General features: G+C 69.5%; 22 protein-coding genes and 1 pseudogene. 12 read left to right on the top strand and 11 right to left on the bottom strand.

All coding sequences use genetic code 11. The features are described from left to right. Positions 1-3: 3 nt before the first annotated feature. Entirely contained in the window at positions 4-477 is a 474-nt protein-coding gene (gene rpsF / locus H5395_RS02620) for a 30S ribosomal protein S6 (RefSeq protein WP_182790979.1), read from the bottom strand. Between the two features lie 247 nt (positions 478-724). Here rpsF and H5395_RS02615 point away from each other — a divergent pair, with 247 nt between their 5' ends. Further along, positions 725-1,393, top strand: a complete 669-nt coding sequence (locus H5395_RS02615; RefSeq protein WP_182790978.1) for a YceI family protein — start codon at positions 725-727, stop codon at positions 1,391-1,393. A 64-nt stretch (positions 1,394-1,457) separates the two neighbouring features. On the opposite strand, the gene H5395_RS02610 is transcribed toward H5395_RS02615, so the two are convergent. Continuing rightward, the gene (locus H5395_RS02610) at positions 1,458-2,498 is read right to left on the bottom strand and encodes a cytochrome-c peroxidase (RefSeq protein WP_182791107.1); all 1,041 of its coding nucleotides are present in this window, start codon (positions 2,496-2,498) and stop codon (positions 1,458-1,460) included. A gap of 395 nt (positions 2,499-2,893) precedes the next feature. Here H5395_RS02610 and prfA point away from each other — a divergent pair, with 395 nt between their 5' ends. From prfA to H5395_RS02600, 3 genes are all read left to right on the top strand, one after another. Continuing rightward, positions 2,894-3,949 carry a peptide chain release factor 1 gene (gene prfA / locus H5395_RS18470; RefSeq protein WP_200559362.1) on the top strand — a complete coding sequence of 352 codons (1,056 nt, stop codon included), beginning with the start codon at positions 2,894-2,896 and terminating at the stop codon, positions 3,947-3,949. Beyond that, positions 3,946-4,776, top strand: coding sequence for a peptide chain release factor N(5)-glutamine methyltransferase (prmC, locus tag H5395_RS18465; protein ID WP_370576352.1), 831 nt, complete (start codon positions 3,946-3,948; stop codon positions 4,774-4,776). The genes prfA and prmC overlap by 4 nt, the downstream gene beginning before the upstream one ends. 234 nt (positions 4,777-5,010) lie before the next feature. Continuing rightward, entirely contained in the window at positions 5,011-5,880 is an 870-nt protein-coding gene (locus tag H5395_RS02600; protein WP_182790977.1) for a DUF4167 domain-containing protein, read from the top strand. 311 nt (positions 5,881-6,191) lie between these two features. Here H5395_RS02600 and rsmA read toward each other — a convergent pair whose 3' ends face one another. The 6 genes from rsmA to lptF all read right to left on the bottom strand — a co-directional run bounded on the left by rsmA (position 6,192) and on the right by lptF (position 14,085). Then, positions 6,192-7,046 carry a 16S rRNA (adenine(1518)-N(6)/adenine(1519)-N(6))-dimethyltransferase RsmA gene (gene rsmA, locus H5395_RS02595; RefSeq protein WP_182790976.1) on the bottom strand — a complete coding sequence of 285 codons (855 nt, stop codon included), beginning with the start codon at positions 7,044-7,046 and terminating at the stop codon, positions 6,192-6,194. A 64-nt stretch (positions 7,047-7,110) separates the two neighbouring features. Next, positions 7,111-8,082: a 4-hydroxythreonine-4-phosphate dehydrogenase PdxA gene (pdxA, locus tag H5395_RS02590; protein WP_182790975.1), complete on the bottom strand. Its 972-nt coding sequence runs from the start codon at positions 8,080-8,082 to the stop codon at positions 7,111-7,113. A gap of 10 nt (positions 8,083-8,092) precedes the next feature. After that, complete coding sequence (locus H5395_RS02585) at positions 8,093-9,439, bottom strand: peptidylprolyl isomerase (protein WP_182790974.1); 1,347 nt, start codon at positions 9,437-9,439, stop codon at positions 8,093-8,095. Positions 9,440-9,485: 46 nt separating this feature from the next. After that, positions 9,486-11,831, bottom strand: coding sequence for an LPS-assembly protein LptD (locus tag H5395_RS02580; protein ID WP_255440473.1), 2,346 nt, complete (start codon positions 11,829-11,831; stop codon positions 9,486-9,488). Continuing rightward, the gene (gene lptG / locus H5395_RS02575) at positions 11,831-12,949 is read right to left on the bottom strand and encodes an LPS export ABC transporter permease LptG (protein WP_182790972.1); all 1,119 of its coding nucleotides are present in this window, start codon (positions 12,947-12,949) and stop codon (positions 11,831-11,833) included. The genes H5395_RS02580 and lptG overlap by 1 nt, the downstream gene beginning before the upstream one ends. Next, positions 12,946-14,085 (bottom strand): LPS export ABC transporter permease LptF, encoded by a 1,140-nt coding sequence (gene lptF / locus H5395_RS02570; RefSeq protein WP_182790971.1) that lies wholly within the window; start codon positions 14,083-14,085, stop codon positions 12,946-12,948. The genes lptG and lptF overlap by 4 nt, the downstream gene beginning before the upstream one ends. Positions 14,086-14,227: 142 nt before the next feature. Between lptF and H5395_RS02565 the strand changes: the two genes are divergently transcribed. Beyond that, positions 14,228-15,841: a leucyl aminopeptidase gene (locus H5395_RS02565; RefSeq protein ID WP_182790970.1), complete on the top strand. Its 1,614-nt coding sequence runs from the start codon at positions 14,228-14,230 to the stop codon at positions 15,839-15,841. A 9-nt stretch (positions 15,842-15,850) separates the two neighbouring features. Next, a complete protein-coding gene (locus H5395_RS02560) occupies positions 15,851-16,300 on the top strand; it encodes a DNA polymerase III subunit chi (RefSeq protein WP_182790969.1) in 450 nt (149 codons plus the stop codon). 212 nt (positions 16,301-16,512) lie between these two features. On the opposite strand, the gene H5395_RS02555 is transcribed toward H5395_RS02560, so the two are convergent. After that, a complete protein-coding gene (locus H5395_RS02555) occupies positions 16,513-17,088 on the bottom strand; it encodes a TIGR02281 family clan AA aspartic protease (RefSeq protein WP_182790968.1) in 576 nt (191 codons plus the stop codon). Between the two features lie 223 nt (positions 17,089-17,311). On the opposite strand from H5395_RS02555, the pseudogene H5395_RS19390 reads away from it, so the two are divergent. The 5 genes and pseudogenes from H5395_RS19390 to H5395_RS02530 all read left to right on the top strand — a co-directional run. Beyond that, positions 17,312-17,518: pseudogene (locus tag H5395_RS19390) on the top strand (twin-arginine translocase TatA/TatE family subunit); the annotation flags it as partial. A 153-nt stretch (positions 17,519-17,671) separates the two neighbouring features. Beyond that, positions 17,672-18,190, top strand: coding sequence for a Sec-independent protein translocase protein TatB (tatB, locus tag H5395_RS02545; protein WP_182790966.1), 519 nt, complete (start codon positions 17,672-17,674; stop codon positions 18,188-18,190). Positions 18,191-18,193: 3 nt separating this feature from the next. Further along, the gene (gene tatC, locus H5395_RS02540) at positions 18,194-19,048 is read left to right on the top strand and encodes a twin-arginine translocase subunit TatC (RefSeq protein WP_182790965.1); all 855 of its coding nucleotides are present in this window, start codon (positions 18,194-18,196) and stop codon (positions 19,046-19,048) included. Further along, the gene (locus tag H5395_RS02535) at positions 19,038-19,880 is read left to right on the top strand and encodes an ATP-binding protein (RefSeq protein ID WP_182790964.1); all 843 of its coding nucleotides are present in this window, start codon (positions 19,038-19,040) and stop codon (positions 19,878-19,880) included. Before tatC ends, H5395_RS02535 begins: the two co-directional genes overlap by 11 nt. 123 nt (positions 19,881-20,003) lie before the next feature. Next, positions 20,004-21,125, top strand: a complete 1,122-nt coding sequence (locus tag H5395_RS02530; protein WP_182790963.1) for a FliM/FliN family flagellar motor switch protein — start codon at positions 20,004-20,006, stop codon at positions 21,123-21,125. A gap of 599 nt (positions 21,126-21,724) precedes the next feature. On the opposite strand, the gene dprA is transcribed toward H5395_RS02530, so the two are convergent. Further along, on the bottom strand, positions 21,725-23,080 hold the full coding sequence (gene dprA, locus H5395_RS02525; RefSeq protein ID WP_234450786.1) for a DNA-processing protein DprA: 1,356 nt from the start codon (positions 23,078-23,080) through the stop codon (positions 21,725-21,727). Positions 23,081-23,142: 62 nt separating this feature from the next. Continuing rightward, positions 23,143-24,561 (bottom strand): metalloprotease TldD, encoded by a 1,419-nt coding sequence (gene tldD / locus H5395_RS02520; RefSeq protein WP_182790961.1) that lies wholly within the window; start codon positions 24,559-24,561, stop codon positions 23,143-23,145. A 195-nt stretch (positions 24,562-24,756) separates the two neighbouring features. Between tldD and coxB the strand changes: the two genes are divergently transcribed. Next, entirely contained in the window at positions 24,757-25,635 is an 879-nt protein-coding gene (coxB, locus tag H5395_RS02515; protein WP_370576360.1) for a cytochrome c oxidase subunit II, read from the top strand. The last annotated feature ends 3 nt before the right edge of the window (positions 25,636-25,638 follow it).

The raw sequence follows: 25,638 nt of genomic DNA, 5'->3' as shown, positions 1-25,638 counted from the left end.
CGATCAGAAACGGTCGCCGCGGGGGGCGCGCTCGCGATCCCCACGATCCTCGCCGCGCGATTCGCGGCGCTCGCCACGGTCGCCGTCCCGGCGGTCCCCGTCACGGCGGTCGCCACGATCACTACGGTCCCCACGATCACCACGCTCGCGGTCGTCGCGGCGCTGCATCTGGACCGAGGGGCCTTCCGCATGCTCGTCCACGCGGACGGTCAGCACGCGCATCACGTCGTCATGCAGGCGGGCGAGACGCTCCATCTCCTGCACGGCGGCCGAGGGCGCGTCCGAACGCAGGAAGGCGTAATGGCCCTTGCGGTTCTTGTTGATCTTGTAGGCGAGCGTTCGCACGCCCCAGTATTCGCTTTCCTTGACCGTTCCGCCGTTGTCGGCCAGCACGGTCGAGAAATGTTCGATCAGCCCTTCGGCCTGCGCGTTCGACAGGTCCTGGCGGGCGATCAGCACATGCTCGTAAAGCGGCATGGCAATCCCTTCTCGTCTCGGGCGCGCTTCATAGGCGGGTAAGATCCTTTCCGCGCCCCGCCACGAGAGGCTGCGCCGGTTTCGCAAAACTGCGGAAAGGAATGGGGCCTTATAGGGGACGCGCCGTCCCAAGCAAGCGGATTCGGCGCAAACCGATGGAAGAAGACTGCTTCCGGAACAAGAATGGCGGTTCGATGTTCCTCACACTACCTATCCCTGCATAGCCACATCAACGACAGGAGCCTTCATGACCCGCACCCTCTCCTTCCTTGCCCTTTCCACCCTGCTGGCGGCCCCCGCCCTTGCGCAGACCGCCACCGACGCGCAGCAGGCCCCCGCCGCCCCCGAGCCTGCAGCCCAGGCCGTGGCAGCCGCGGCAGCCCCCGCCGAGAGCGGCGACATCAGCGGCGCCTATGTGATCGACCCGGGCCACAGCCAGATCGTGTTCTCGTATGATCACCTGGGTTTTTCCATCAGCCACGGCATGATCAACGGCGTCACCGGGACGATCACCCTGGACGCGGCGAATCCCGCGAACTCCAGCGTCGAGGCCAGCTTCCCCTTGTCGTCGATCAGCACCATCGACGCGGATCTCGACCAGCATATGTATGGCGACCAGATGCTGAACGGCGCCTCGCCCGACACGCAGGTGACCTTCCGCTCGACCTCGGTCGAGCTGGAGGATGACGACGAGGCCAAGGTCACGGGCGAGCTGACGCTGAACGGCGTGACCGCCCCGGTGACGCTGGATGTCGATCTTCGCAAGGCGGCCGCGCATCCGATGACCCAGAAGCCGGCCGTCGGCTTCGTGGCCGAGGGCGAGATCAAGCGCAGCGACTTCAACCTCGGGATGCTCGCGCCGGCGGTGTCGGACGAGATGGAGATCCAGATCTCGGTCGAGGCGATCAAGGGCTGATCCGGCCGAACCTGGCAGAAGAAAGGGGCCGCCCTTGGGCGGCCCTGATGCTTTTCAGCCGCGATCAGTTCGCCGCGGCATTTGCCCCGGGGGCTGCGTCGATCGGCGAGGGGGGCGGCGTTTTGTCGGTGCGGACGGGCAGGGTCGGGTGAACGACCTGCGGCTGCTCGCCGTCCAGCGTGATCAGGAAGGCGGTGATGTCCTCGGCCTGTTCCTCGGTCAGCTCGGTGCCGAGCTGGGCGGTCGCCATGATCTTCACCGCTTCCTCCAGGCTCCAGACCTTGCCGGAATGGAAATAGGGCGCGGTCAGGGCGACGTTGCGCAGCGGCGAGGCGCGGAAGACATACTGGTCCTCCTCGGTCTGGGTGACCTCATAGCGGCCGACGTCGCCCTCGGGGCGCACCTCGGCGTCGGGCGCCTCGACCAGGCCGAAGGGGAAGTATTCCTGTCCGCCGAAGTTCACGCCCGCATGGCAGGTCGTGCAGCCCGCCTCCATATAAGCCTGCAGGCCCCGCTTTTCCTGTTCGTTCATCGCCCCGTCCACGCCCATCAGCCACTGGTCGAAGCGCGAGTTCGGGGTGATGAGCGTGGTCTGGAACGCTTCAAGCGCCAAGGCGAAGTTGTCGAAGGTGATCGGGTCTTCCTCGCCGGGAAAGGCGGCCTCGAAGGCTTCGACATAGCCGGGCATCGAACTGATGGTCGCGATCAGGTTCTCGGGCGTGTTGTTCATCTCGACGCCCGCCTGCACCGGACCCTTGGCCTGCTCGGCCAGATCCTCGGCGCGGCCGTCCCAGAACTGGGCGGCATTGAAGACCGCGTTCAGCATGGTGGGCGAGTTGCGCGGACCCTGCTGCCAGCCATGCCCGACCGAGGCTTCAAGCTGGTCCGTCCCGCCCAGGCCGAGGTTGTGGCACGAGTGGCAGGAAAAGACGCCCGACAGCGACATCCGGGGATCGAAGAACAGCATCCGTCCCAGATCCGCCCGCGCGCGCGTGATCGGGCGGCCGCTGGGCAGTTCGGCGGCGCGGGGGATCGGCTCGAACCAGTCCGCGGCCTCGGCGCGCAGTTCGGCATCGGGCGATTCGACTGCGGCAGCCTCGGGCATGGCTTGGGGGTCTGACACGGCACCGCCCTCGGGCGGGGTCACGGCGGTTTCGGCGGCGATCTCCTCGGTCGACCCCTGGGCCAGGGCGGCGTCGCCCGCGGCGATCGCTTCCTGCGCCGGGTCGCCCGCCGCGGGGACCTGCACCCCCTGCGCCTGTTCGACAACGGCGGCGGGGGCGGTCGCCGGCTGTGCAAAGGCAACGGGCGCCACAAGGACAAGGGCCGTGGTAAGATACATAAGGGGACGGTAGGTCATCATGGCTCCATTCGCTTGATGCGGTTTCCGCGCGTCAACGGACTATCGCACCGGGGCGGTGACGGTTCCATGATGCAGATCAAAGCTTTCGCCTTTCATGCGCCCTTGCCGCCCCCGGTCATGGGGTCTAAGCGGCAGGGATGCTGCCCGCCGACCGCCTCGACCAGATCGTCAGCCGCTTCGAGTATCTCGAAGCGCGGCTGAACGCGGGACCGCAGGCCGACGAGATTGCGCGCGTCAGCCGCGAATATGCCGAGCTCGGGCCGGTGGTCGCCCAAGTCGCCGAATGGCGCGCGGCGCGGGCGGGTCTTGCCGAGGCGCAGGCGATGCTGGCCGATCCCGGCATGCGCGAACTGGCCGAGGACGAGATCGCCCGCCTGCGCGCGCTTCTGCCGGAACTGGAACAGGCGCTGCGGCTGGCGCTGCTGCCGAAGGACGCGGCGGATGCCCGGCCCGCGATCCTGGAAATCCGCCCCGGCACCGGGGGCGACGAGGCCGCGCTGTTCGCGGGCGACCTGCTGCGGATGTATCAGCGCCATGCGGAACAGCAGGGCTGGGACTTCCGCCTGCTGGAACTGGCCGAATCCGAACTGGGCGGGGTCAAGGAGGCCGTGGCCCATATCGCGGGCGAGGGGGTCTTCGCCCGGCTGAAATACGAATCCGGCGTCCACCGGGTCCAGCGGGTGCCGGAAACGGAATCGGGCGGGCGCATCCACACCTCGGCCGCGACCGTGGCGGTCCTGCCCGAGGCCGAGGACGTGGACATCGACGTCCCCGCCGCCGACATCCGCATCGACACCATGCGCTCGTCAGGGGCGGGGGGCCAGCACGTCAACACGACGGACTCAGCGGTGCGGATCACCCACCTGCCGACCGGGATCGTGGTGACAAGCTCGGAAAAGTCGCAGCACCAGAACCGCGCCAACGCGATGGCAGTGCTGCGGGCGCGGCTTTACGACATGGAACGGTCCCGCGCCGATGCCGAACGCGCCGCCGACCGCAGGTCACAGGTCGGCTCGGGCGACCGCAGCGAGCGCATCCGCACCTACAACTTCCCGCAGGGACGGGTGACGGACCACCGGATCAACCTGACGATCTATGCGCTGGACCGGGTGATGGGCGGCGACCTGACCGAGATCATCGACGCGCTGACCGCCCACGACCAGGCTGCCCGGCTGGCCGAGGCCGAAGGGTGAGGGACGGTCACGCGGCGCTGGCCGAGGCGAGTGCCCGGCTGGCCGCCGCCGGGATCGACACTGCGGCCGGCGACGCGCTGGTGCTGATGGGGCACGCGCTGGGCCTTCCCCGCCATGCCCTGCGTGATGCGCTGGCGCAGCCGATGCCGCCGGATGCGGTCCCACGCTTCGAGGAGGCCATCGCCGCGCGGCTGGAACGCCAGCCGGTCAGCCAGATCATCGGCTATCGCGACTTCTGGAAACACCGCTTCCGCGTCACCCGCGACACCCTCGATCCCCGCCCCGATACGGAAACGCTGGTGGCCGCCGCGCTGGAACTGCCATGGCGCTCGGTGCTGGATCTCGGCACCGGAACCGGGGCAATCCTTCTGTCGCTGCTGGCCGACCGTCCCGGCGCACGGGGCCTTGGGGTCGATCTGTCCGAAGCGGCGCTGGAGGTTGCGCGTGGCAATGCCGCCGCACTGGGCATTGCCGCTGATTTCCGGCGCTCGGACTGGTTCTCGGCGGCCGGAGGCCATTTCGACCTCATCGTTTCGAACCCTCCCTATATCGCCGCCGACGAGATGCCCGCCCTGTCGCCCGAGGTGCGCGAGTGGGAACCCCGCGTCGCCCTGACCGACGAGGGCGACGGGCTTTCCGCCTATTGCGCCATCGCCGCGGGGGCAGGGCCGCATCTGTCGCCCGGCGGCTGGCTTGCGGTCGAGATCGGGCCGACGCAGGCCGCGGCTGTCAGCGCGATTTTCGCGGCCTGCGGGTTGCAGCAGATCGGCCTCCGCCACGATCTTGACGGGCGCGACCGGGTGATTATGGCGCGCAATCCGGGCTGATCGGATGCATTTTTAGATAAACGACCCGTGTTTCAGGGCGATTTCACTTGCCATGGATCATCTTGCATGGTTAGCAGGCGGCGTGACAGGGGCATGATGCCCCGCACGGGTCATCCGCACACACCGTTGCCGGAGAGTTCCGCGAATTGCCGGGCCACTGTCCCGACCCATGCCGCAGCACCGTGACCCCAACCGCATCCAGGCGTTCCGCGCCGGACCAAGAACATTGGCACGATGAGATCTTCCAAGTCCCGCTCGCGCAACAAGTCCCGCAGCAATCCGCGGTCTTTGGGCAACGTCGTCAACCGCGTCTTCGACAGCTCCGGCCCCGAAGGGAAAGTCCGCGGCACTCCCCAGCAGATCATCGAGAAATACCTTGCGCTTGCCCGCGACGCGCAGTTGTCCCACGACCGCGTGGCCGAGCAGAGCTTCCTGCAGCATGCCGAGCATTACACGCGGATGCTGGGCGAGGCCCAGCGCGAGCAGGCCGAGCGTCAGGCCCAGTTCGGCGGCCAGCAGCCCGGCGTCGACGGGCGCGAGGAGCAGCGCAACGGCTACCCTTACCAGGGCAACCAGCCGCAGGGCGAGCGGCGCGATGATCGCGGCGACGGCCGCAACGAGCCGCGTGACACCCGCCGGGACGACCGCAGCGACAACCGCCAGCCTCGCCGCGATGATCGTAATGACCGGCGTGACGAGCGCGAGGACAACCGCCGCGACGAACGCCCGACCGTCGGACCCGTGACCGAGGCCCCCGCCGAAGCCGCCGCCGAGATCCTGCCGCTGGCCCCCGCCGTCGAGACGCCTGCCGCCGAGGCGCCCGCTGTCAAGGCGCAGGCGGACCCGGTGCCCAGCGAGGATGCCGCGCTGCCCGAGCTTTCGCAGCCCGACCTTCCCGGCCTGCCCGAAGCGCAGGGTGACGACAATGCGGTGCCGGTGGAAACGCCCGAAAGCCGCGACGAAGCTGCGGTCGATCTGCAGGCGGCACCTCCGCGCACCCGCAAGCCGCGCGCGACGACGCCGCGCCGTGCCCCCCAGCGTCGCCGCCGCACTGAGGACGGCGAGGCTGTGGTTGCCACCCCCGAAGCTGCCGGGGAAGAATAAGGCATCAGGACTGCAGGGGCGCGTAGGACGCGCCTCCTGCAATGCCGCCCGGAAAGTTCCGCGGTTTGGTGGTCCTGCGCTGCAGGCACGGATTCCAGCAGAAGCTCATGTCGTGCTGACGGTCTAATGCCTTGGGACTGCTGGCCCGCGAGGTTGTCTTGTACAATGTCCTTGTGCCTGTCTCCCCATCGTTCAGGCGGGAACTCGTCAAACAACGTCAACGGCTTTCCTGCATGGCTGCGTGCAGGATCGCCGCCGCAGCCGGGTCTTTGCAAGCTTTCCTGCCCGTGATCGTCCGGTGAGCGCCGGGGTCAGCCCGTGCTGCGCGCAGCCGCCAGCGCACGGGCAAGGATGCAGAAGCGTTCCAGGTCGATTTCTTCCGCACGGGCGGTCGGCGGGATGCCAGCCTCGGCCAGAAGCGTTTCGATCTGCGGATTCAGCCCGCGCAGCGAAGCGCGCAGCATCTTGCGGCGCTGGTTGAAGGCGGCGCGGGTGATCTCTTCCAGCACACGCGGATCGGCCGGAAAGCGCGGCGCGGGCAGGGCGGTCAGGTGGACGACCGCAGACTCGACCTTGGGCGCGGGCACGAAGGCCTGCGGCGGCAGGGTCAGGACGATCCGCGCCTCGCAGCGCCATTGGGCGAGGATCGCAAGGCGGCCATAGTCCTTGCCGCCCGGCTTCGCCACGATGCGCTGCGCGACCTCCTTCTGGAACATCAGCGTCAGTGATTGCCAGAAGGGCGGCCATTCGGGTGGGGTCAGCCAGCCGACCAGCAGTTCCGTCCCGATGTTGTAGGGCAGGTTCGCGGCGATGCGGACCGGGGGCGTGACATGGGCGAGCGGGTCGATCTCCAGCGCGTCGCCGTGGATCACCGTCAGCCGGCCGGGATAAGCGGCGGCGATTTCCTCCAGCGCGGGAATTGCGCGGGCGTCCTTTTCGATGGCCAGCACGTGGCGCGCGCCCTCGGCCAGAAGGCCGCGTGTCAGGCCACCGGGGCCGGGGCCGACCTCGATCACGTCGCATCGGGTGAGGTCGCCTGCCGCGCGGGCGATGCGGGCGGTCAGGTTGAGGTCCAGAAGGAAGTTCTGGCCAAGCTGCTTCTTCGCCCGCAGATCATGGCGGGCGATGACCTCGCGCAGGGGCGGCAGGCCGTCGATCGCGTTCAACGGGCGGCAAGCGGGGGCTTTGCCCCCCCGCACCCCCGCAGGATATTTGGGGCCGAAAGATCGGTCATGCCGCTGACCGCTTTTGCGCCATATCCCAGGCCATGCGCAGCGCGGCGATGGTGCTGGAGGGATCGGCCCGGCCCCGGCCCGCGATGTCGAAGGCGGTGCCGTGGTCGGGCGAGGTGCGGACAAAGGGCAGGCCAAGGGTGACGTTCACGCCCCCTGCGAAGTCCAGCGTCTTGATCGGGATCAGTCCCTGGTCGTGGTAGCAGGCGATCGCCGCGTCATAGCGGGCGCGAGCGGGGGCGTGGAACATCGTGTCGGCGGGCAGAGGGCCGGTGACCTGCATTCCCTCGGCCGCAAGGCGCTGGCAGAGGGGGGCAACCCAGTCGAGTTCCTGCCGGCCCATGGCGCCGCCCTCGCCAGCGTGGGGGTTGAGGCCGGCGACGGCGATGCGGGGGGCCGCGATACCGAAGTCGCGGATCAGGCCCGCATGGGTGATGCGGATGGTGCGCTCCATCAGCTCGGGCGTCAGGGCATGCGGGACCTGTTCGAGCGCGATATGGATCGTGGCGGGGACGACACGGCAGGGCGGATGCACCGTGGTCGAGGCGAGCATCATCGCCACCTCGGCCCCGCCAGAGAGGTGGGCGAGGTATTCGGTATGGCCGGGAAAGGCAAAGCCTGCGCCTTCCTTCAGGGCCTGCTTGCTGATGGGCAGGGTGCAGATGCCACCCGCTTTCCCTTCCATTGCCAGCGCCACGGCGCGGGCGATTACGTCGATGATGCCTTGCGCATTGGCTGGATCGGGGCTGCCGGGAGTCGCAGGGGCAGCGAAGTCGTGGCGCAAGACGGGCAGCGTGCCGGATGCGACGGGATCGCCGGGCGCCGTGACCCCGGCCCAGACCGTGCCCTCCGGCAGATGCCGGGGGTCGCCAAGCCAGACGAAGGGCACGCCCGCAGCCAGCGCCAGAGGGGCGAGTTCCGGACCGATGCCCGCGGGTTCGCCGCAGGTCAGGATCAGCGGCGGGGTCACGGGCGCTGGCTCACGGGCGGCGCATCAGCGCGTCGGCGCGCAACTCGGCCAGATAGGCGTCGGCCGCCGCGTTGACCTTGCGGTTGAAGATCACCGCCCGCACCTCCTCGCGCGTTCGCAGCGGCGGGTCGCCGGGCGTGGCGACGCCTGCCGCGGCGGCTGCATCGGCGGCGGCGTTCGCGGCATTGGGCGCTTCGGCGGCGCTGGGAGGGGGCGCCTCGCGCCGCGGGGGCACCGGCAGGCCGGGCAGGGTGGTGGGCTCGGCCGTGTCGGCGATCAGCGCGGGCGTGCGGCTGCAGAGCATCACCAGCCGCGCCCCCCCGCCATAGTCGATCACCGTGCCCTCGTTACGGTCCAGCGAGGCGATCCGCTGCGCCACGTCCAGCGGCACCGCCGACAGGGGCTGCGTCTGTCGCCGGATCACGTCGCCGGCGAAGCGGTTGGCCTCGACGAAGACCTGCTCGCAACTGTCGGCGACGGACAGGATGCGCGCGCCCTCGGCCGCCGAGGGCAGGGCAAGCTCGACGTAATCGACGGTCTGGGATTCGGCCCCCGCGCGCAGGCGGCCCTGCGTCTGGCGCAGGAAGAACAGAACCACCGCGCCCTGCACCGGAAGCGGCTGGCTGATCGAGCCTGAAGGCATCTGCAGGATGATGTCGCGCAGGCCCGGCGCAAGGTTCGCCAGCGGCGTCCAGGGAAGCTGTCCGCCCTGCGGCGCGGTCGGCACCGCCGAATACTGGCGCGCGGCGGCGGCGAACTGCCCCTCGGTCGTCACCGACCCCGACAGTTGCTGCGCCAGCGCCAGCGCGGATTGTTCCTGCCCGGGCGGGGCGGGGATCACCAGTTCCGACAGCAGGACCTGGGTGACGATGGGCGTCTCGATCTCGCGGGTCAGATCCTGCTCGACCTCGCGGTCGCTGACATCGATGGTGGGCACGATGCGCTGGCGGATGACCTCGCGCCAGGCGACGCCGGTGCGGACGAAATCGCGGTAAGCCTGCCGCTCGACCCCCTCGCGGCCAAGCGCGGCGGCGAATTCCTCGATGCCGAGCCCGGCGCGGCCTGCGAACTCGGCCAGCCCCGCTTCCAGCCCCTCGTCGGTGACGGCGATGCCGAGTTGCCTGGCGATGTCCATCTTCAGCCGGTCGTCGATCAGCGCCTGCAGCGCGCCCTCGCGGTCGGCGCCGGGGGCGCGCAGGATCTGCATGAAGCGGATGCGCTGGTCCAGCTCATACTGCGTCACGGCCGAGTTGTTGACATACACCACGGGCGACAGCGGCCCCGTCTGGGCCAACGCGGGCAGGGCCGTCGCCCCCAGAGCCACCGCCATGGTCGTCGCGTGAAGAATCCGCCGCATCGTCGCCCCGTCCTCAGGTCTTGCCGTTCTGTTCTTGCAGGCCAACCTAGCGCAGGCAGGACCGCCGCGCCACCGTCGCCACGCCATCGGCGCGCGAGCGCCCGAAGCCGCCCAGCCGCACCGACAGCCCTACGTCCGTGTCGGCCCGAACCGTGTCCGACGAGGTGAAGCGGCGCGACACCGACAGGTCCACCGTCACGCATTCGTTGCGGTATTCCAGCCCCAGTTCCGCCTTCTGCGCCCGGTCGGCGGCAAAGTCGTAGCGGGTCTCGGCCGTCGCGCGCCAGCCTTGGGCCACCTGCCAGCCGGTGGTGGCGGTCAGTTCGGACACGTCGCGCGGGCGGCCTTCCTCGGTCCGGGCGTCGATCCACAGATAGCCCGCGGAGAGTTCGAGGCCGGGGCGCAGCCAGCCCACGCGCAGCTCGTCGCGGTGGATCGACAGGTCGCTGTCGAACAGCGCCCGGTTGGCGACGGCAAGGCCGCTGGAATCGGAATAGGTCGCGGACAGCAGCCAGTCGGACTGGCGGCCGGACAGCACCTCGCCGCCGCGTTCAAAGGCGGGGTCCGGGTCGTTGCGCAGCACCCGGCCCGCCGTCACCCCCAAGGACCAGCCCGCCGGGTCGATCCGCGTCCATGTCAGCCCGAGGTTCGCCCGCAGACCCCCTTCCACCGCATCGCGGCCGGGCAGGCGGTCCAGAGAAAACAGGTTCCCCTCGTCGAACTCGATCAGGCGGGAATCCTCGTTCGGCACCTCGTCCTCGTTGTCCAGTTCCGGCGACCAGACGACCTGCAGCACGGGTTCCAGCAGGTTCGCGGCCCGGCCGCCCCGCGACAACAGCGGCCAGCGCAGCTCAATGGCGCCGACCGGGGTCGCGCGGGCCTCGGTCGCGTCGAAGCGGCTGTCGTCGCGGATGCGGTAAAGGTCCGCGTCCAGCCGCCCCTGCATCGCCGCGACGATCCCAAGGGGCAGGATCTCGTTGCGCTGCCAGTCCAGCCGGGCCGAGCCGCGGGCCATGTCGCGGCCCTCGATGTCCTCGCCCGAGCGGCGCCGATGGGCGTGGACGGACAGTTGCACCCCGCCCTCGCCGCCGATCAGCGCAGGGCGGAACCGCCGTTCCCACAGCGCGTCGGCGACAAGGTCGGGGAATGCCGCGTTGTCCTCCTCGTCGCGGAGGGCCTCGTAGCGGCCGACGCGGGCAGTCACCAGCCGGTCGCGGGCGACGCGGTCCAGCGTCACCCCGCTCCACAGCCGGTCGGCGTCGGTGATGTCGTAATCCAGCAGGTAGGCGCGGTCCGAGGCGGTCTGAAGCTGCAGCCCCAGCAGGTAATCGCGGGGAAGCCGGAAGGCGGCGTTCGCGAACAGATAACCGCGCGTCCCCGAGGCCAGGTCGTCGTCCGAGATCGCGCCGTTGATCTCGGCGGCGCCGTTCACGAAGGCCTGCCGGTAGCGCAGCCCCAGAGTCGCGGTGCGGCTGGCCGAGACATAGGGCGTCAACGTCAGGTCGGCGCTGTCGCCCAAGGTGATGAAATAGGGCAGCATCACCCCGAACCCCAGCCCCGAGGTCGTGCGGAAGCGGGGCGCGAGGAAGCCGGTCATCCGCTCGACCGTGGGATCGGGGGCGGACAGCACGGGCAGGGTCGCGACAGGCAGGCCGAAGGCGCGGAACTGCGGGCGGTCGAAATGGATGCGCCGGGTTTCGGCGTCATGGGTGATGCGGCGGGCGCGGATCTCCCACAAGGGCGTGGGGTCCGAAGCGCAGACCTGGCAGGAGGAAGCGACCACATGGGTCAGCGTGGTCATCCGGCCCTGGCCGGTGCGGCGGACCTCGGCTGCGGCGAACTGCAGTTCGCGCGCCAGCACCATCCGGGCGCCGGTCAGCAGCCCGTCCTGCAGGTCCTCGTCCAGTTGCGCGGCGTCGGCGATCAGGATGACTTCCGATTGGGTGCTCTCGCTGCCCGGCTCGGTCAGGTGGATCGGCCCCTCGATCGCCAGCGTGCCCGCATTGCCGTCATAGATCACCCGCTCGGCGATCAGCCGCGCGCCGCGGAACCAGATCACGACCCCGCCCGATGCGGTCAGCACCCGGTCGCCCGACAGATCGACGTGATCGGCAAGAAGCGTGGCCGCGTCATCCGGCTCGGGCGGCGTTTCGACCCGCGCGGGCGGCCGCCGGGGCGCGATCACCACAGGCAGCGCGGTGAAGCTGGTTCCGTCGGCCAGCCGGTCGCCGCGCCGGTTCGATTCCGTCGGCGCAAGTGCCGGCCCGCCTCTGCCCACGAAAGGAACCGAGGGCGCGGTCAGGTCAGTCTGCGCCGAGGCGGCGGTCGCCAGCGCAAGGCCGATGGCCAGGGCGGCCGTGCCGCGGCGGAGGATGCGGGCAGGCGCGGTCATCATTCCTCCAGCCGCAGAAGGGCGGTCAGTGCCAGCAGCGCCGCGATCAGCGGGGGCGCGAAGGCGGCGAAGGCGGGCGGCACCTCGCCGGCCTCTCCCAGAACCTGCGTCAGGTTGCGCAGGAAGAACAGCCCCACGCCGGTGATGAAGGCGGTCAGCACCAGCATCCCGCTGCGCCGCCCTCGCATCGGCCGCATGGTGAAGACGGCCGCGACCATCACCATCGCCCCCATCAGGAAGGGCCGGGCGATTTCCATCATCAGCCAGACCTTGTGGCGCAGGGCGGAAAAGCCCGCGCGTTCCAGCCCTTCGATGAAATCGGGCAACTGCCAGAAGGGGATCGCCTCGGGTGCGCCGAAGCCGTCGCGGATGCGCGCGGCGGTCAGTTCCGTGGGCAGCGTCATGCCGGGCAGGGCCAGCGCCGCGCTTTCGGGATTGGCGCTGCCGAGCCGCCATTCCTTCACCCCGGTCAGCGCCCAGGCGCCGTTGATGAGCCGCGCCGACTGCGCGACGATGCGGCGGACCGGGCCTTGGGTCGCGTCGAAGACCAGAAAGGTCGCGTTGTAAAGCGTGGTCGCGTCGGCGCTGGCGCGGCTCGCGCGGATCACGATCTGGCCGCCCTCGGGCCCGGTCCCGGCCGAGCCCGCCGGCACACCCTGCCGCAGCCAGACCGCGCCCCGTCCCAGCGAGACGGCCTGCGGCACCTCTCCGTTCGCCCGCGCGGCGGCCTCGTCGTAGCGCTTGGTGGTGGCTGCCACCATCGGGTTCATCACGCTGACGAGAATGGCGCCCAGGACGACCGCCGTGATGACGGGCGCGGCCACGATGCGCAGCCCGGACCGCCCGGCGGCGCGGATCGCCACCATTTCCGAACTGCGCGACAGCCCCAGAAACAGCGCGATGCCCGCAAGCAGGGCGATCAGCGGCAGGATCGCATAAACGCCTTCGGTGATGTTCAGCGCCGACAGGCCAGCCGCCCCCGCAAGGCCGATGTCGTCGCCGCCGAAGCGGCGGATCTGCTCGACGATGTCGATGAGGAAGAGGATCGCCACGAAGACTGCCGTCACCAGCAGAAATTGCCGCAGGAAGCGTTGGGCGACATAGCGTTGCAGGATCATGGCCCGACCTCGGCTTGGTCCGCCCCGCGCAGCCGCCGCGGCCGGGCCGCCACCCACAGCGCCGCCATGACCATAGCCGCGCCCGCAATCGCGGGCACATAGAGCAGCGGCCAGCTTTCCGGCGCCTTCGCCGCGCGGCTGGCGGCGGCAGTGGACAGGAAATGCACGAAGAGCAGCGCCACCACCGCCCAGATCACCTGCCGCCAGACGCCAAAACGCGAGAAGCCGCCCAGAAGCAGCATGGAAAAGCCCAGCAGCGCCCCCACCGGGGCGAGCAGAGGCTGCGCCAGCCGCTCGTGCCCTTCCGCCCGCGCGCGCTCGGCCGAGGCGCCGGTCGCGGACAGGATCTCGGGGTCTGGATTCAGCAGCCGGGGCGTCGAATAGTCGCGCAGGTCGCGCCCGCGCCGCGCCGTGACGGAAAACAGCGCGCCGATGTCATAGGTCAGGTCGGCAAAGCGCGTGGTGGACAGGCGCGGCTCGGCCCCCGGCGCGCTGCGCAGCGTCTGGACCATGCCCCGCGCCATCACCAGCCGGGGGCCGGTCTCGCCGCGCAGGACCAGCGCCTCCTCGGCGGTGTAGATGGTCTGGCTGCCTGGGTTGCGCGCGTCTTCCAGGAACAGGTCGATCAGGCGGCCGTCGGGCGCGATCTCGCCGATGAACAGGGTCACGCCGTCGCCGGGATGCTGGAAGGCGCCTGCGCGCAGGAAGCGGGCGGAAACGTTTTCTGCGATGTCGGCCTGCCGCTCGGCCAGCCGGGCGCGGGCCATGGGCACCAGCCCATGGGCGAGGATCGCGACCATCAGCCCGACCAGAAGCCCGAAGACCAGCGCCGGGCGCGCCAGCCGCCAGGGCGACAGCCCTGCCGCCTGCATCACCGTCAGCTCGGATTCCGACGCCAGCCGGTTGGTTCCGTAGGCCGTGGCCGCAAAGGCCGCCACCGGCAGCACCAGCGCGATCACGACGGGCAGGGTCAGGGCCGTGAATTCCAGCACCACCAGCGCGGTCTGGCCATCCTGGATCAGTTGCTCGAACAGCCGCACGGCGCGGTTGATCCAGTAGACCGACACCAGCACCAGCGCGAAGAACCCGAACTGGGTCAGGAATTGCGACAGCATGTATCGGTCGATCCGGGTCATGTCCCATCCTGGCTGCGGGCCCGTCCTGATTAGCCGGGCGAGGGGTCCGGCGAAAGCCCTTCGGGCCGCTGCCTGGCCGGTCTGGTCAAGGCGGCGGGTGGGGCTTAGGCTCTGCCACGCTCGCGCAACCGAAGGCTTCCCGATGACCCATCCCGTCGAAATCCGTTTCATGCCCGCCGCCGACGCCGATCTTTCGGAACGCGAGGGGCGGCTTGCCCTGATCGTCGGCGAGCGCGACCAGTTGCCCAAGGGGCTGCCGGGCCCTGTCCGCAAGAGCCTGTCCCGCGCGCTGGGGTCGAAGGCATGGGCCGAGGTCAAGCCGGGCGGCGCAATGGAGATCGCCTTTCCGGCGGGCCTTGCCGCCGATGCGGTGCAGCTTGTCCGCCTGCCCCGCCGCGCCGATGCGGCGCTGGCGCGCAAGGCCGGGGCCGCCATCGGCGCCCGCATGGGCAAGGGCGAGGTCACGGTGGTCTGCGATCCGCGCACGCCGGTGGCCGACCTGACGCTGGGGATCGCGCTGCGCGGCTATGACTTTCCGGCCTACAAGTCCGCGCCGCAGGCCGAGGCCGGGGCCGAGGAGACCGCCGGCGACCTGCCCGCCGCCGCGCCGCAAAGCACCACCCACGGTGCCGCGCCCGACGCGCGGCTGAATGACGCCGCGGGTGCCGAACCCGAGCCGGGCACGACCGGAAAAACCGCCGAGCCGCCGCAGCCGGAAAAGGCCCGCGTCACCGTCCTCTGCGCCGACCCCGAGGCGGCGGCGCGCGAGGCACAGGCGGGGGCGGCGCTGGCCGAGGGCGTGTTCTTCACCCGCGATCTGGTGAACGAGCCCGCGAACGTCCTGACCACCACCGATTTCGCTGACCGCCTGCTGGCGATGCGCGAGCTTGGCCTTGAGGTCGAGGTGCTGGACGAGGACGAACTCGCGCGCCTCGGCATGCGGGCGCTGCTGGCGGTGGGGCAGGGGTCGGAAAGCCCCACCAAGGTCGTCGTCATGCGCTGGCAGGGCGGCGGGGAGGAAGCTCCCTTCGCGATCGTCGGCAAGGGCGTGGTCTTCGACACCGGCGGCATCTCCATCAAGCCCGCTCAGGGGATGGAGGAGATGACCATGGACATGGGCGGCGCGGGCGTCGTCGCAGGCGTCATGCGGACGCTGGCGCTGCGCCGGGCGAAAGCCAACGTCGTGGGCTTGGTCGGGCTGGTCGAGAACATGCCCGACGGCCGCGCTCAGCGGCCGGGCGACATCGTGCGCTCGATGAAGGGCAACAGCATCGAGGTCGTGAACACCGACGCCGAGGGGCGGATGGTGCTGGCCGATGTCCTCTGGTACGCGCAGGACCGCTTCCAGCCTGCGGCGGTGGTGAACCTCGCCACCCTGACGGGCGCGATCATCGTGGCGCTGGGGCATGAGAAGGCCGGACTGTTTTCCAACGACGACGCGCTGGCGGGGGATCTGCTGAGGGCGGCGGATGCCACGGGCGAGGGGCTGTGGCGGATGCCGCTGGGGCCGGCTTACGACGATCTCATCAAGTCGCGGCTGGCGGACATGAAGAACTCGGGCGGGCGGCCCGCGGGGTCCATCACCGCGGCGCAGTTCCTGCAGCGCTTCATCCGCAAGGGCACCCCTTGGGCGCATCTGGACATCGCGGGGGTGGCGCTGCCGCCGGGGGAAACCACGCTGGCGCCCAAGGGACCGACGGGCTGGGGGGTGATGACGCTCGACCGGCTGATCCGCGACCGGTTCGAGGCGGAATAAGGCCGATTCTTGGGCAACGCGCTGTTCTATCACCTGACCCGCTCGACGGCCGAGGCGCTGGTGCCGTCGCTGGCGGCCAAGTCGCGGCAGGCCGGCTGGCGGGTGGAACTGCGCGGCACCGAATCCGCCCGCATGGCGCGGCTGGACGAGCTTCTGTGGCAGGGCGACGGCTTCCTGCCCCACGGCCTTGCGGGCGGGCCGCATGACGCGTTGCAGCCGGTGCTGCTGACCGTGGCCGGGCAGGACGAGCCGCCGGGCGCCGATTGCCTGATCGCAATCGACGGCGCGGCCATCGACCCGGCCGAATGTATTCGGGCACAACGGGTCTGCGTGGTCTTCGACGGCAACGACCCCGCGGCAGTAGAGCGCGCGCGGGATCAGTGGCGAAACCTGACGGGCGCAAGGGTTGCCGCGGAATACTGGTCCGAGGCCGCTGGGCGGTGGGAGAAGAAGCGGTGACAGGACGCCGGACCGGGATGCCGCGCCTCCGGCTGGATCCTCGGACCGGGGCTCTGCCCCGGACCCCGGGATATTTGGGCAAAGAAGAATGCGCCTGAAGCAGGCGAGCAGCCTTTTTTCTTCGGCAAGATATCCGGGATGGTCGTATACGATGATGGGGTTGGCCCCCGGGTGGACCTCGGTCGCACAAGCGACGGTGCCTTGAGGCGGCCTCAGCGTTCCAGCACCAGCGTGCCGCCCTCGAAGCCCACGCGGGCGAATCTGCCGAGGTAGTCCATCCCCAGAAGCGAGCGATCCACCTCGCCCCGGATCACGATGGCGGGGACGTTCTGGTCCACGATGTCGCCGATGGCCACGCTGTCCAGCCGCACCGTGGCGGTCGGCACCAGCCCGTTCGCGGTGCGCGCCTGACCGGCGAAGGCCAGCCGGTCAAGGTCGATGCCCACCCGTTCCGCATCGCGCGGGCTGAGCGCCATGGACGACGCTCCGGTATCCACGACAAAGCGCACGGGCACGCCGTTCAGCTCGGCCGTCAGGTGGAAATGGCCGTCCGGCCCGATGGGCACCTCGATCCGGGTCGGGCTGACCATCGCCTGGCGGGGCAGGACCTGCCGGCGGATGTCCTCCCACAGGCCGGCCGCCGCGATCACTGCGACGAAGATCAGCGTCCAGGCCATCACCGCGCGCGAGGTCGAGCCGGCGTTGCGGCGGAACTCGACCACCACGAACCCACCCAGCGCGAAGACCAGCAGCAGCAGGAACATCAGTCGGGCGGGATCGACGCTCATGCGGCGGGCTCCTTGTCGGGCGGATGGCGCCGATCTGGGGTCGGCAGCGGCAAAGCGCCAGCCTCGGGCCGGATTCCGGGGGAAAGAAAGGGGCCTGCGACGCTCTGACCTGTGACCGCAAAGGGTCTTTCGGCCCGGCCCCCATGTCCTTATATGCAGTGAAACGGCCGCTCATGCCCGAGCGTCCGCGCCGGGCCCCGCGGCCCGACAACGGAGAGAGACGATGCACGCACCTTCACCCATGGCGCTTCTGCTGATCGCCATCGTCGTCCTGGTCCTGTTCGGCCGGGGCAAGGTCTCGTCCCTGATGGGCGAGGTCGGCAAGGGGATCACCGCCTTCAAGCGCGGCGTGCGCGACGGCAGCGAGGAAATCGAGCGCACCGCCGACGCCACGACCGAGCGCGCCGTTACCGCTGAACGCACCGCCGACGATCTGGAACGCGCCGCCGCCAAGGCCCGCGCCGAGGCCGAGCGCATCCAGGCCGAAGCCGATGCTGCCCGCGCCAGCCGCACCGAGGCGCTGCGCGACGTGACCCCGCGCGACACCGACCGCCTGTAAGTCGAACGAGCACACGGGAAAGTCATGCTGGATGTCGGCTGGACCGAGCTTCTGCTGATCGGGGTGGTGGCGCTTATCGTCATCGGCCCCAAGGATCTGCCGGTGATGTTTCACACGCTTGGCCGCATCCTGTCGCGTGCCCGTGGCATGGCGCGCGAATTCTCCTCGGCGATGGAGGACGCGGCAAGAGCCTCGGGCGTGCAGGAGGCCACCAAGGAATTGCGCGACCTGCAGAAGCTGACCAGCACCAAGTCGATGGGCCTGGACGCGCTGGGCCGCGCCGCCGACAAGTTCGAGAAATGGGACCCGCTGCAGCCGGTGCGCGAGGGGAAGGAGGGCAAGTCCGCCATACCCGATCCTTCCGCGCCGAAGCCCCCGAAGCCTGAGGCCAAGGCGGACCCCGCCCCCGCAGCTTCCGCCCCCGGGGGGGAGGAGAAGGTCGTGGCCCCCGCCGCGCCGCCCGCCACCGGCGCACCCTCGGCCGAGGCGCCACAACCCGGCGCCCGCCGGCTGCACGCCGTCCGCCGCACCGACCGGAGCTGAGGCTTGGCCCAACGTCCTGACGACATCGACGACAGTTCCGCCCCGCTGATCGAGCATCTGGCCGAGCTTCGCACCCGCCTGATCTGGTCGGTGATGGCTTTTGTCGGTGCCGCCATCCTGTGCTATTTCGTCTGGAAGCCGATCTTCGACTTCCTGACCCATCCGATCTGCGGGGCGCTGGCCAAGCGCGGGCAGGAATGCGGGCTGATCATGCTGAAGGTGCAGGAAGGCTTCTTCCTGGCCATGCAGATCGCCATGTTCGGTGGCTTCATTCTCGCCTTCCCGGTGATCGCCTATCAACTGTGGCGCTTCATCGCGCCGGGGCTTTATCGTTCGGAAAAGAACGCCTTCCTGCCCTTCCTGGTCGCCTCGCCGGTGATGTTCATGATCGGCGGCGCCTTCGCCTATTACATCATCCTGCCTTGGGCCTTCGATTTCTTCCTGGGCTTCCAGAGCGGCCCGCTGGACCTGCCCGACGATCCAACCGTCCCGGTCGCCACCGACGACCGGATGGCGGGCATCGTCTTCCAAGGCTCGATCAGCGAATACCTGTCGCTGACGACCAAGTTCGTGCTGGCTTTCGGCCTGTCGTTCCAACTGCCGGTGGCGCTGACGCTGATGGGCAAGGCGGGGCTGGTGTCGGCAGCGGGGCTTGCCTCCATGCGGCGCTATGCGGTGGTGCTGATCCTCATACTGGCCGCCATGGTCACGCCGCCGGATGTCATCAGCCAGCTTGTGCTGTTCACGGTGATCTACGCGCTTTACGAGGTCGCTATCCAGCTTGTGAAACGCATCGAAGCGAAACGAGAGGCGCAGTTGCGCGCGGAAGGGCTGTGGGTCGATGTTGATGACGACTGATCCCGCGCTGACGCGGATCGCCGATGCGCTGGACCGCCTGTCGCCGCCGCCTGCACCGTCCCCCAGCTTCACCGAGGCCGAGGCCTATGTCTGGCACACCGGCCCTGACCGGCTTGACCCCGTTCGCCGCGTGAACCGGGTGCCGCTGGATCAACTGGTCGGCATTGACCGCGCCCGCGACACCCTTCTGGCCAACACGCTGCAATTCGCCCGCGGCCATGCGGCGAACAACGCGCTTCTGTGGGGTGCGCGGGGGATGGGAAAATCCTCGCTGGTCAAGGCCGTCCATGCCGAGGCGGTGGCGCAGGGCCTGCCGCTGGTGCTGGTGGAAATCGCCCGCGACGACCTCGATTCGGTCGGGCGGCTGCTGGCGATCCTGGCCGACAGCGACCGGCGTTTCGTCCTGTTTGCGGATGACCTGTCGTTTTCCGGCGACGACGCGCAATACAAGTCCCTGAAGGCGGTGCTGGATGGCGGCCTTGCCGGGCGCCCGCCGAACGTGGTGCTTTATGCGACCTCGAACCGGCGTCACCTGATGCCGCGCGACATGATCGACAATGAACGCGCGACCGCCATCCACCCCGGCGAGGCGGTCGAGGAAAAAGTCTCGCTGTCCGACCGCTTCGGCCTGTGGCTTGGGTTCCACACCTGCGGGCAGGACGAATACCTGGCGATGATCCAGGGCTATTGCGCCGCCTACGGGCTCAAGGTCGATCCCGCCACCCTGCGGGCGGAGGCCATCGAGTGGCAGGCCACGCGCGGGGCGCGCTCTGGCCGGGTTGCCTGGCAATTCTTCACCGATCTGGCGGGGCGCAGGGGGCTGTCGCTCTAAGCCGGGGGCTTTGCCTGTCTTTCCGGTGCAAGCCGATTTTTAGGTTCTGACGGGGCGACGCTAACCTGCCGGAAAGGATTTTCCGCCAGATTCGCCGCAGGACATTGGCGATTCGGGCAGGCGATGCAGGCCGCGGCAGAAAACGGGAAAGCGCCGGCGGGCGGATCGGCTCTGCGCCGCCATGTTGCGGCCGCGGGGGCGCGCCGGGCCGCTGCAGGTGCCGCATCCGAAGCGGCCGCCCTGCCAATTTCCACGGGACGCGGGCTGGACCGGATCGTCGCCGGGGCGATCGGTCGGGCGGCGGATCGGGTCCACGGACTGCGCCTGTTCTTCGATCGGCTGGACTATGACCGGGCCGCCCTGGCCGAACTGGCCGAGCTTTTCCCCGAACGGGCGCTGATTTCTGTCGTCGAGGGGCCGGGCGAAGCCCTGGGGGTCGTCGCAATCTGCCCCGGCCTTCTCGGCGCGGTGATCGAGATGCAGGCCACAGGCCGCATCTCGGCCCGTGCGCCCTCGGTGCGGCGGCCGACACGGGCCGATGGCCTGATCTGCGCCGATCTCATCAACGCCTGTCTTTCCGAACTGGGCGAGGAACTTGTCCTGCCGCCCGATGGAGAGGGACTGCGCGGTTTCCGCTACGCGAGCTTCCTTGAGGACCCCCGCCCGCTTGAGTTGATGCTGGAGGACGGCAGCTTCCATCTTGTGCAGGCCCGGCTTCGCGCCGGCGAGACCGGCCAGCGCGACGGCCGCATCCTCATCGCGCTGCCGGCGCGGCCAGAACCCGCCGCGCGTCCCGCGACTGCCATGGCAGTGGACAAACCCGCACTGGCCCCCGCAGGAGCTTCCGCCGCGGCGACCTTGTCCGAGGCGGTCCGCGCGGCTCCGATCGACCTTGCGGGGATTCTCTGCCGCCGCATGATCTCGCTGGGGGAACTGCGAGGGCTGATGCCGGGCGACATGATCGCCCTGCCGCCGCATGTGCTGGCGAATGCCAGTCTTGAGACGGCAACGGGCCAGGTGCTGTTCCGCGGCAAGCTGGGCGAGCTTGCAGGCCGACACGCCCTGCGCCTGACACGCGAGGCAGAGAAACCGGCCGTCCCCGAACCAGCCGCCAGGGATCAGGGTGCCGGCGCATTGACCGGGCCGATCCACCGGGATGCTGGTGAGCCGCCGATCGCCGACCTGGACGCGCCCGACGAGTTCCGGCACGGCGACATGGCATCGCTGCCCCTGAAAGCCGGCTGATCCGTCCCACGCTGTCGGCGCACGGGTCTGGCGCCACCGCGTTCCCCGGTGCACTTGGGTCAGCAGGAGTAATCAGGAGCGTTCGCACGCTCCTGCTTCAGGTGCTTTCATGCTGGGGGGAATGCGAGAATTCAAATGTCTTCAGGTTTGGCAGAATGCCGGAAACATCCTGTCGTTGCTGCCGGCCGGGATCATGGGATCGGGGGATTGCGACCGCTGCGGCGGACTTGCTGCTTCTCCTTTTCGGTTTTTTCAAGGATCGCCGAACAGTCCTTGTCTGACCGGAAAACCATCCGGGCCGATCTCGCCCGACCATTGTTCGGGCCGCGTGCGCGTTCTCTTCATCCGGCGCTGTTCATTCGCACCCACCCGAGATAACCGACTTGGACACCCGGCCCGAAGACCCGTCGCGGGACACAGAATGTCGGGACAGGCTCACTACCGAGACCGCGCATGAAGGCTGCCCTGAGTCCCACAGGCGGGAGTGAATTGCGCCACTATTCACCGAAGCGGTATTCATCCGTGCCGTGCCGTGCCGTGCCGGGCGGTTGTCAGACTGCGCGGGTGACAGGATTCATGGCCGGCTTCCGTCAACAGACTTACGTCGCCAGCGCGATGCGGCCACCGGGCAGGCGGATGACGCGGCCCTCCAGTTCCAGGTCGAGGATCGTGGGGGCGAGATGCGCCGGCGAAACGCCGATGTCCCGGATGACGCTGTCCTCGTCGGATGGAGAAGGGCCGAGAAGGGTCAGCAGCCGATGGCGCAGGTCCGATGACCGATCAGCATCGCTGGACGCCATCCCGGATGGACCTTGCACCACATCCGAGTCGTTACCTTCCGGCTTCCGCAGAGATTTGGCACGAGGCGGAATGTCGCCGCTGTCGGACGTGACATTCGCCCTGCCACCCTGGTCAGGCCCGTCACGGACCACTGCCTGATCAGGGCTGCCGCTCTCACCCGCCATCCGGCGCGCTTGCCCTTCGGACCCCGCGCGACCTTTCCGACGCACAGGGCCATCTGCATCTTCCGGCTTACCGCAGGAAAGCCCCGCCAGCCCGCCCGCGCCCGCCAGGGCCGCGAGCACGTCGTCGGAATTGCGCACCAGTGTCGCGCCGTCGCGGATCAGGGCGTTGCAACCCGCCGCGCGGGCGTCGAGCGGATGGCCCGGAACGGCCATGATCTCGCGCCCCTGCTCGGCCCCGCAGCGGGCGGTGATGAGGCTGCCAGACCGATGCGCGGCCTCGATCACCACCACGCCCGCCGACAGGCCCGAGACGATGCGGTTGCGGGCCGGGAAATGGCGGGCGACCGGCTCGACCCCCGGCGGCTGCTCGGTCAGCAGGCAGCCGTTCTCGCGGATGCGGTCGGCAAGGGCGCGATTCTCGGCCGGGTAGATGACGTCGATGCCGCCCGCCATGACGGCCAGGGTGCCGGCCTCGCAGCTTGCCTCATGGGCGGCGGTGTCGATGCCCCGGGCCAGGCCGGCGGCCACTGTCAGTCCCGCCTCGGCCAGCCCGCGCGCAAGTCCGCGCGCCATCCGCAGGCCCAGCGACGAGGCGTTGCGGGCGCCGATGACGGCGATGGAGGCGCGATCCAGCGCCTCGGTACGGCCCTTCAGCCACAGGACGGGCGGCGCATCGGGAATCGTGGCAAGAAGTGCGGGATAAAGCGGATCGTCGAAGCGGATCAGCCGTGCGCCCGCGCGGGCACCCGCCACAAGCTCGCCATGGGCCACGCCCGCGGGGCAGATCTCGTAGCCCTCGATCCCGGCCTCGGCAGCGATCCGGGGCAGGGCGTCAAGCGCCGCGGCGGCGCTGCCGTGTTCGGCCAGAAGCCGGTGGAATGTCGCCGGTCCGACGCGGCGGGAACGGATGAGGCGAAGAACCGTCAGGTCATCGTCCCGAGCGGCGCGCGGAGAAAAGGAGTTGCTGAAAGAAAGCGATTGCGCCTGCAATACCGGTCCCTGCCTCATCCGCAGGGAACTCATCGCATGGGGGTGTTAAGAAAGCGTTAACGTCAGGCGGCCGAGCCGCCGACCGTCAGCCCGCCGATCAGCAGCGTGGGCTGGCCCACGCCCACCGGCACCCACTGGCCCTGCTTGCCGCAGTTGCCGACGCCGGGATCAAGCGCGAGATCGTTGCCGACCGCCCGGATCTGGCGCAGGGCGGTCGCCCCGTCGCCGATCAGGGTGGCGCCGCGGATGGGTTCGCCCACCTCGCCGTTCCTGACGCGATAGGCCTCGGTGCAGGAAAAGACGAACTTGCCGTTGGTGATGTCCACCTGCCCGCCGCCGAAGCCCACGGCATGGATGCCGTCCTTCAGGCCCGACAGGATCGTGGCAGGGTCATCGCTGCCAGGGTCCATCATGGTGTTGGTCATCCGCGGCATCGGCGCATGGGCATGGCTTTCCCGCCTGCCGTTGCCGGTCGGCGCGACGCCCATCAGCCGGGCGTTCTGCCGGTCCTGCAGGTAGCCCACGAGGATCCCGTCCTCGATCAGAACGTTGCGCTGGGGCGGGGTGCCCTCGTCATCCACGGTGATGGACCCGCGCCGGTCGGGCAGGGTGCCGTCGTCCACCACAGTCACGCCGGGCGCGGCGATCCGCTGGCCCATCAGTCCCGAAAAGGCCGAGGCCTTCTTGCGGTTGAAGTCGCCTTCCAGCCCATGGCCCACTGCCTCGTGCAGAAGGATTCCCGGCCAGCCCGGCCCCAGCACCACGTCCATGACGCCCGCAGGCGCGGGGACCGATCGCAGGTTGACCTGGGCGATCCGCAGCGCCTCGCGCACCAGCCCCTGCCAGTGGTCGGGCTGCATCAGCGCCGCCAGCCCGAATCGCCCGCCGCCGCCAGCCGTGCCGGTTTCCCGCCGGGCGTTCGATTCCACGATGACCGAGACGTTCAGCCGCGCCATCGGGCGCGTGTCGGTGACGATGCCGCCCTCGGGGCGCAGGATCACGACCTCCTGCAACGAGGTCGCCATCGAGGCCGTCACCTGCACCACCCGGGGGTCGAGGTCGCGGGCGAAGGCGTCGATGTCGCGCAGGGTGGCGATGCGGGCGGCGAACTCGATCCCGCCGACGGGATCGGCGTCGGTGTAAAGCCGCGGTCCGGGACCGGCGGGGGGCGGCGCCATTACGCCGCCGCCGTTGCCGACCGCAAGCCGCGCCATGGCGGCGGCGTCGCGCAGGGCGGGTTCGGTGATGTCGGTGGAATGGCCGTAACCCGTGACCTCGCCCCGGACCGCGCGCAGGCCGAAGCCCTGCGAGGCGTCATAGCCCGCGCTGCGCAGCCGCCCGTCGTCGAAGACGAGGCTCTCGCTGCGGGCGCGTTCCAGGAAAAGCTCGCCATCGTCGGCGCCCGAGACCGCCTCGCGCAGGATGGCAAGGGCGCGGTCGGGGTCGATCAGGGCGGCGAAAGGGTCGAAGCGATCGGTCATGACAGCCGGGAGATAGGGGTTTTTTAGGATGAAGTCGATAGCAATGGCTTGCCGGGTGGCGGTAGATGTGGTTGTGACAAGATGACGCGACGGGGCGGCAAGGGGTGCCGCCCGCGGTTGCATGAACCGGACCCCCACGGAAGACGCAGGGACCAAGACGGGAAACGACGAATGGCGAACTGGGCAAGGGGCCGCATGACGGCAGGGCTGATGGCGGCGGGTTTTGCCGCAACGAACCTGGTGGCAAGCGGTGCGGCGATGGCGCAGGACGTGCTGGGCGAACTGCCGGTGATCGGCAAGCCCGAGCCGGGCGGAATCGGCTTCCAGCCGGCCTCCAGCCCGCTGGCGGCCGATCAGCAATGGCTGGATCATTTCGTGCTGTGGATCATCGCGGTGATCACGGCCATCGTCTGCCTGCTGATTCTGTGGTGCATCGTCCGATTCAACCGGCGCGCGAACCCGGTGCCGGCGCGCTTCACCCACAACACCCCGGTCGAGGTGCTGTGGACCGTGATTCCGGTGCTGATTCTGCTGACCATCGGCATCTTCTCGCTTCCGGCGCTGTTCCGGTCGCAGGAAATGCCGGCGGACCCCGATGTGGTCATCAAGGCCGTCGGTCATCAGTGGTACTGGTCCTATGAATATCCGAACGACGGCATCGCCTTCGATTCGCTGATGCTGACGCGCGAGGAACTGGCGGATTACGGCTATTCCGAGGATGAATACCTGCTGGCCACCGATACCGCCGTGGTGGTCCCGGTCGGCGCCACGGTGCTGATGCAGGTGACGGCGACCGACGTGATCCATTCCTGGACCATCCCCGCCTTTGCCGTGAAGCAGGACGCCGTGCCCGGCCGCATCGCGCAACTGTGGTTCGAGGCGACGCAGGAAGGCGTCTATTTCGGCCAGTGCTCGGAACTCTGCGGCATCAACCACGCCTACATGCCCATCGTGGTCAAGGCGGTGAGCCAGGAAACCTATGACGCCTGGCTGGCCGAGGCGCAGACGACCTTTGCCGCCGATGCCTCTGACCACCTGCCTGCCGCGCCGGTGCGGCTGGCTTCGGCGAACTGATCG

Origin of the sequence: Paracoccus sp. MC1854 (assembly GCF_014164635.1) — a bacterium.
GTDB lineage: Bacteria > Pseudomonadota > Alphaproteobacteria > Rhodobacterales > Rhodobacteraceae > Paracoccus.
The sequence above is the reverse complement of the archived record's forward strand: the minus strand, read 5'-3'. Positions and strand labels throughout refer to the sequence as shown.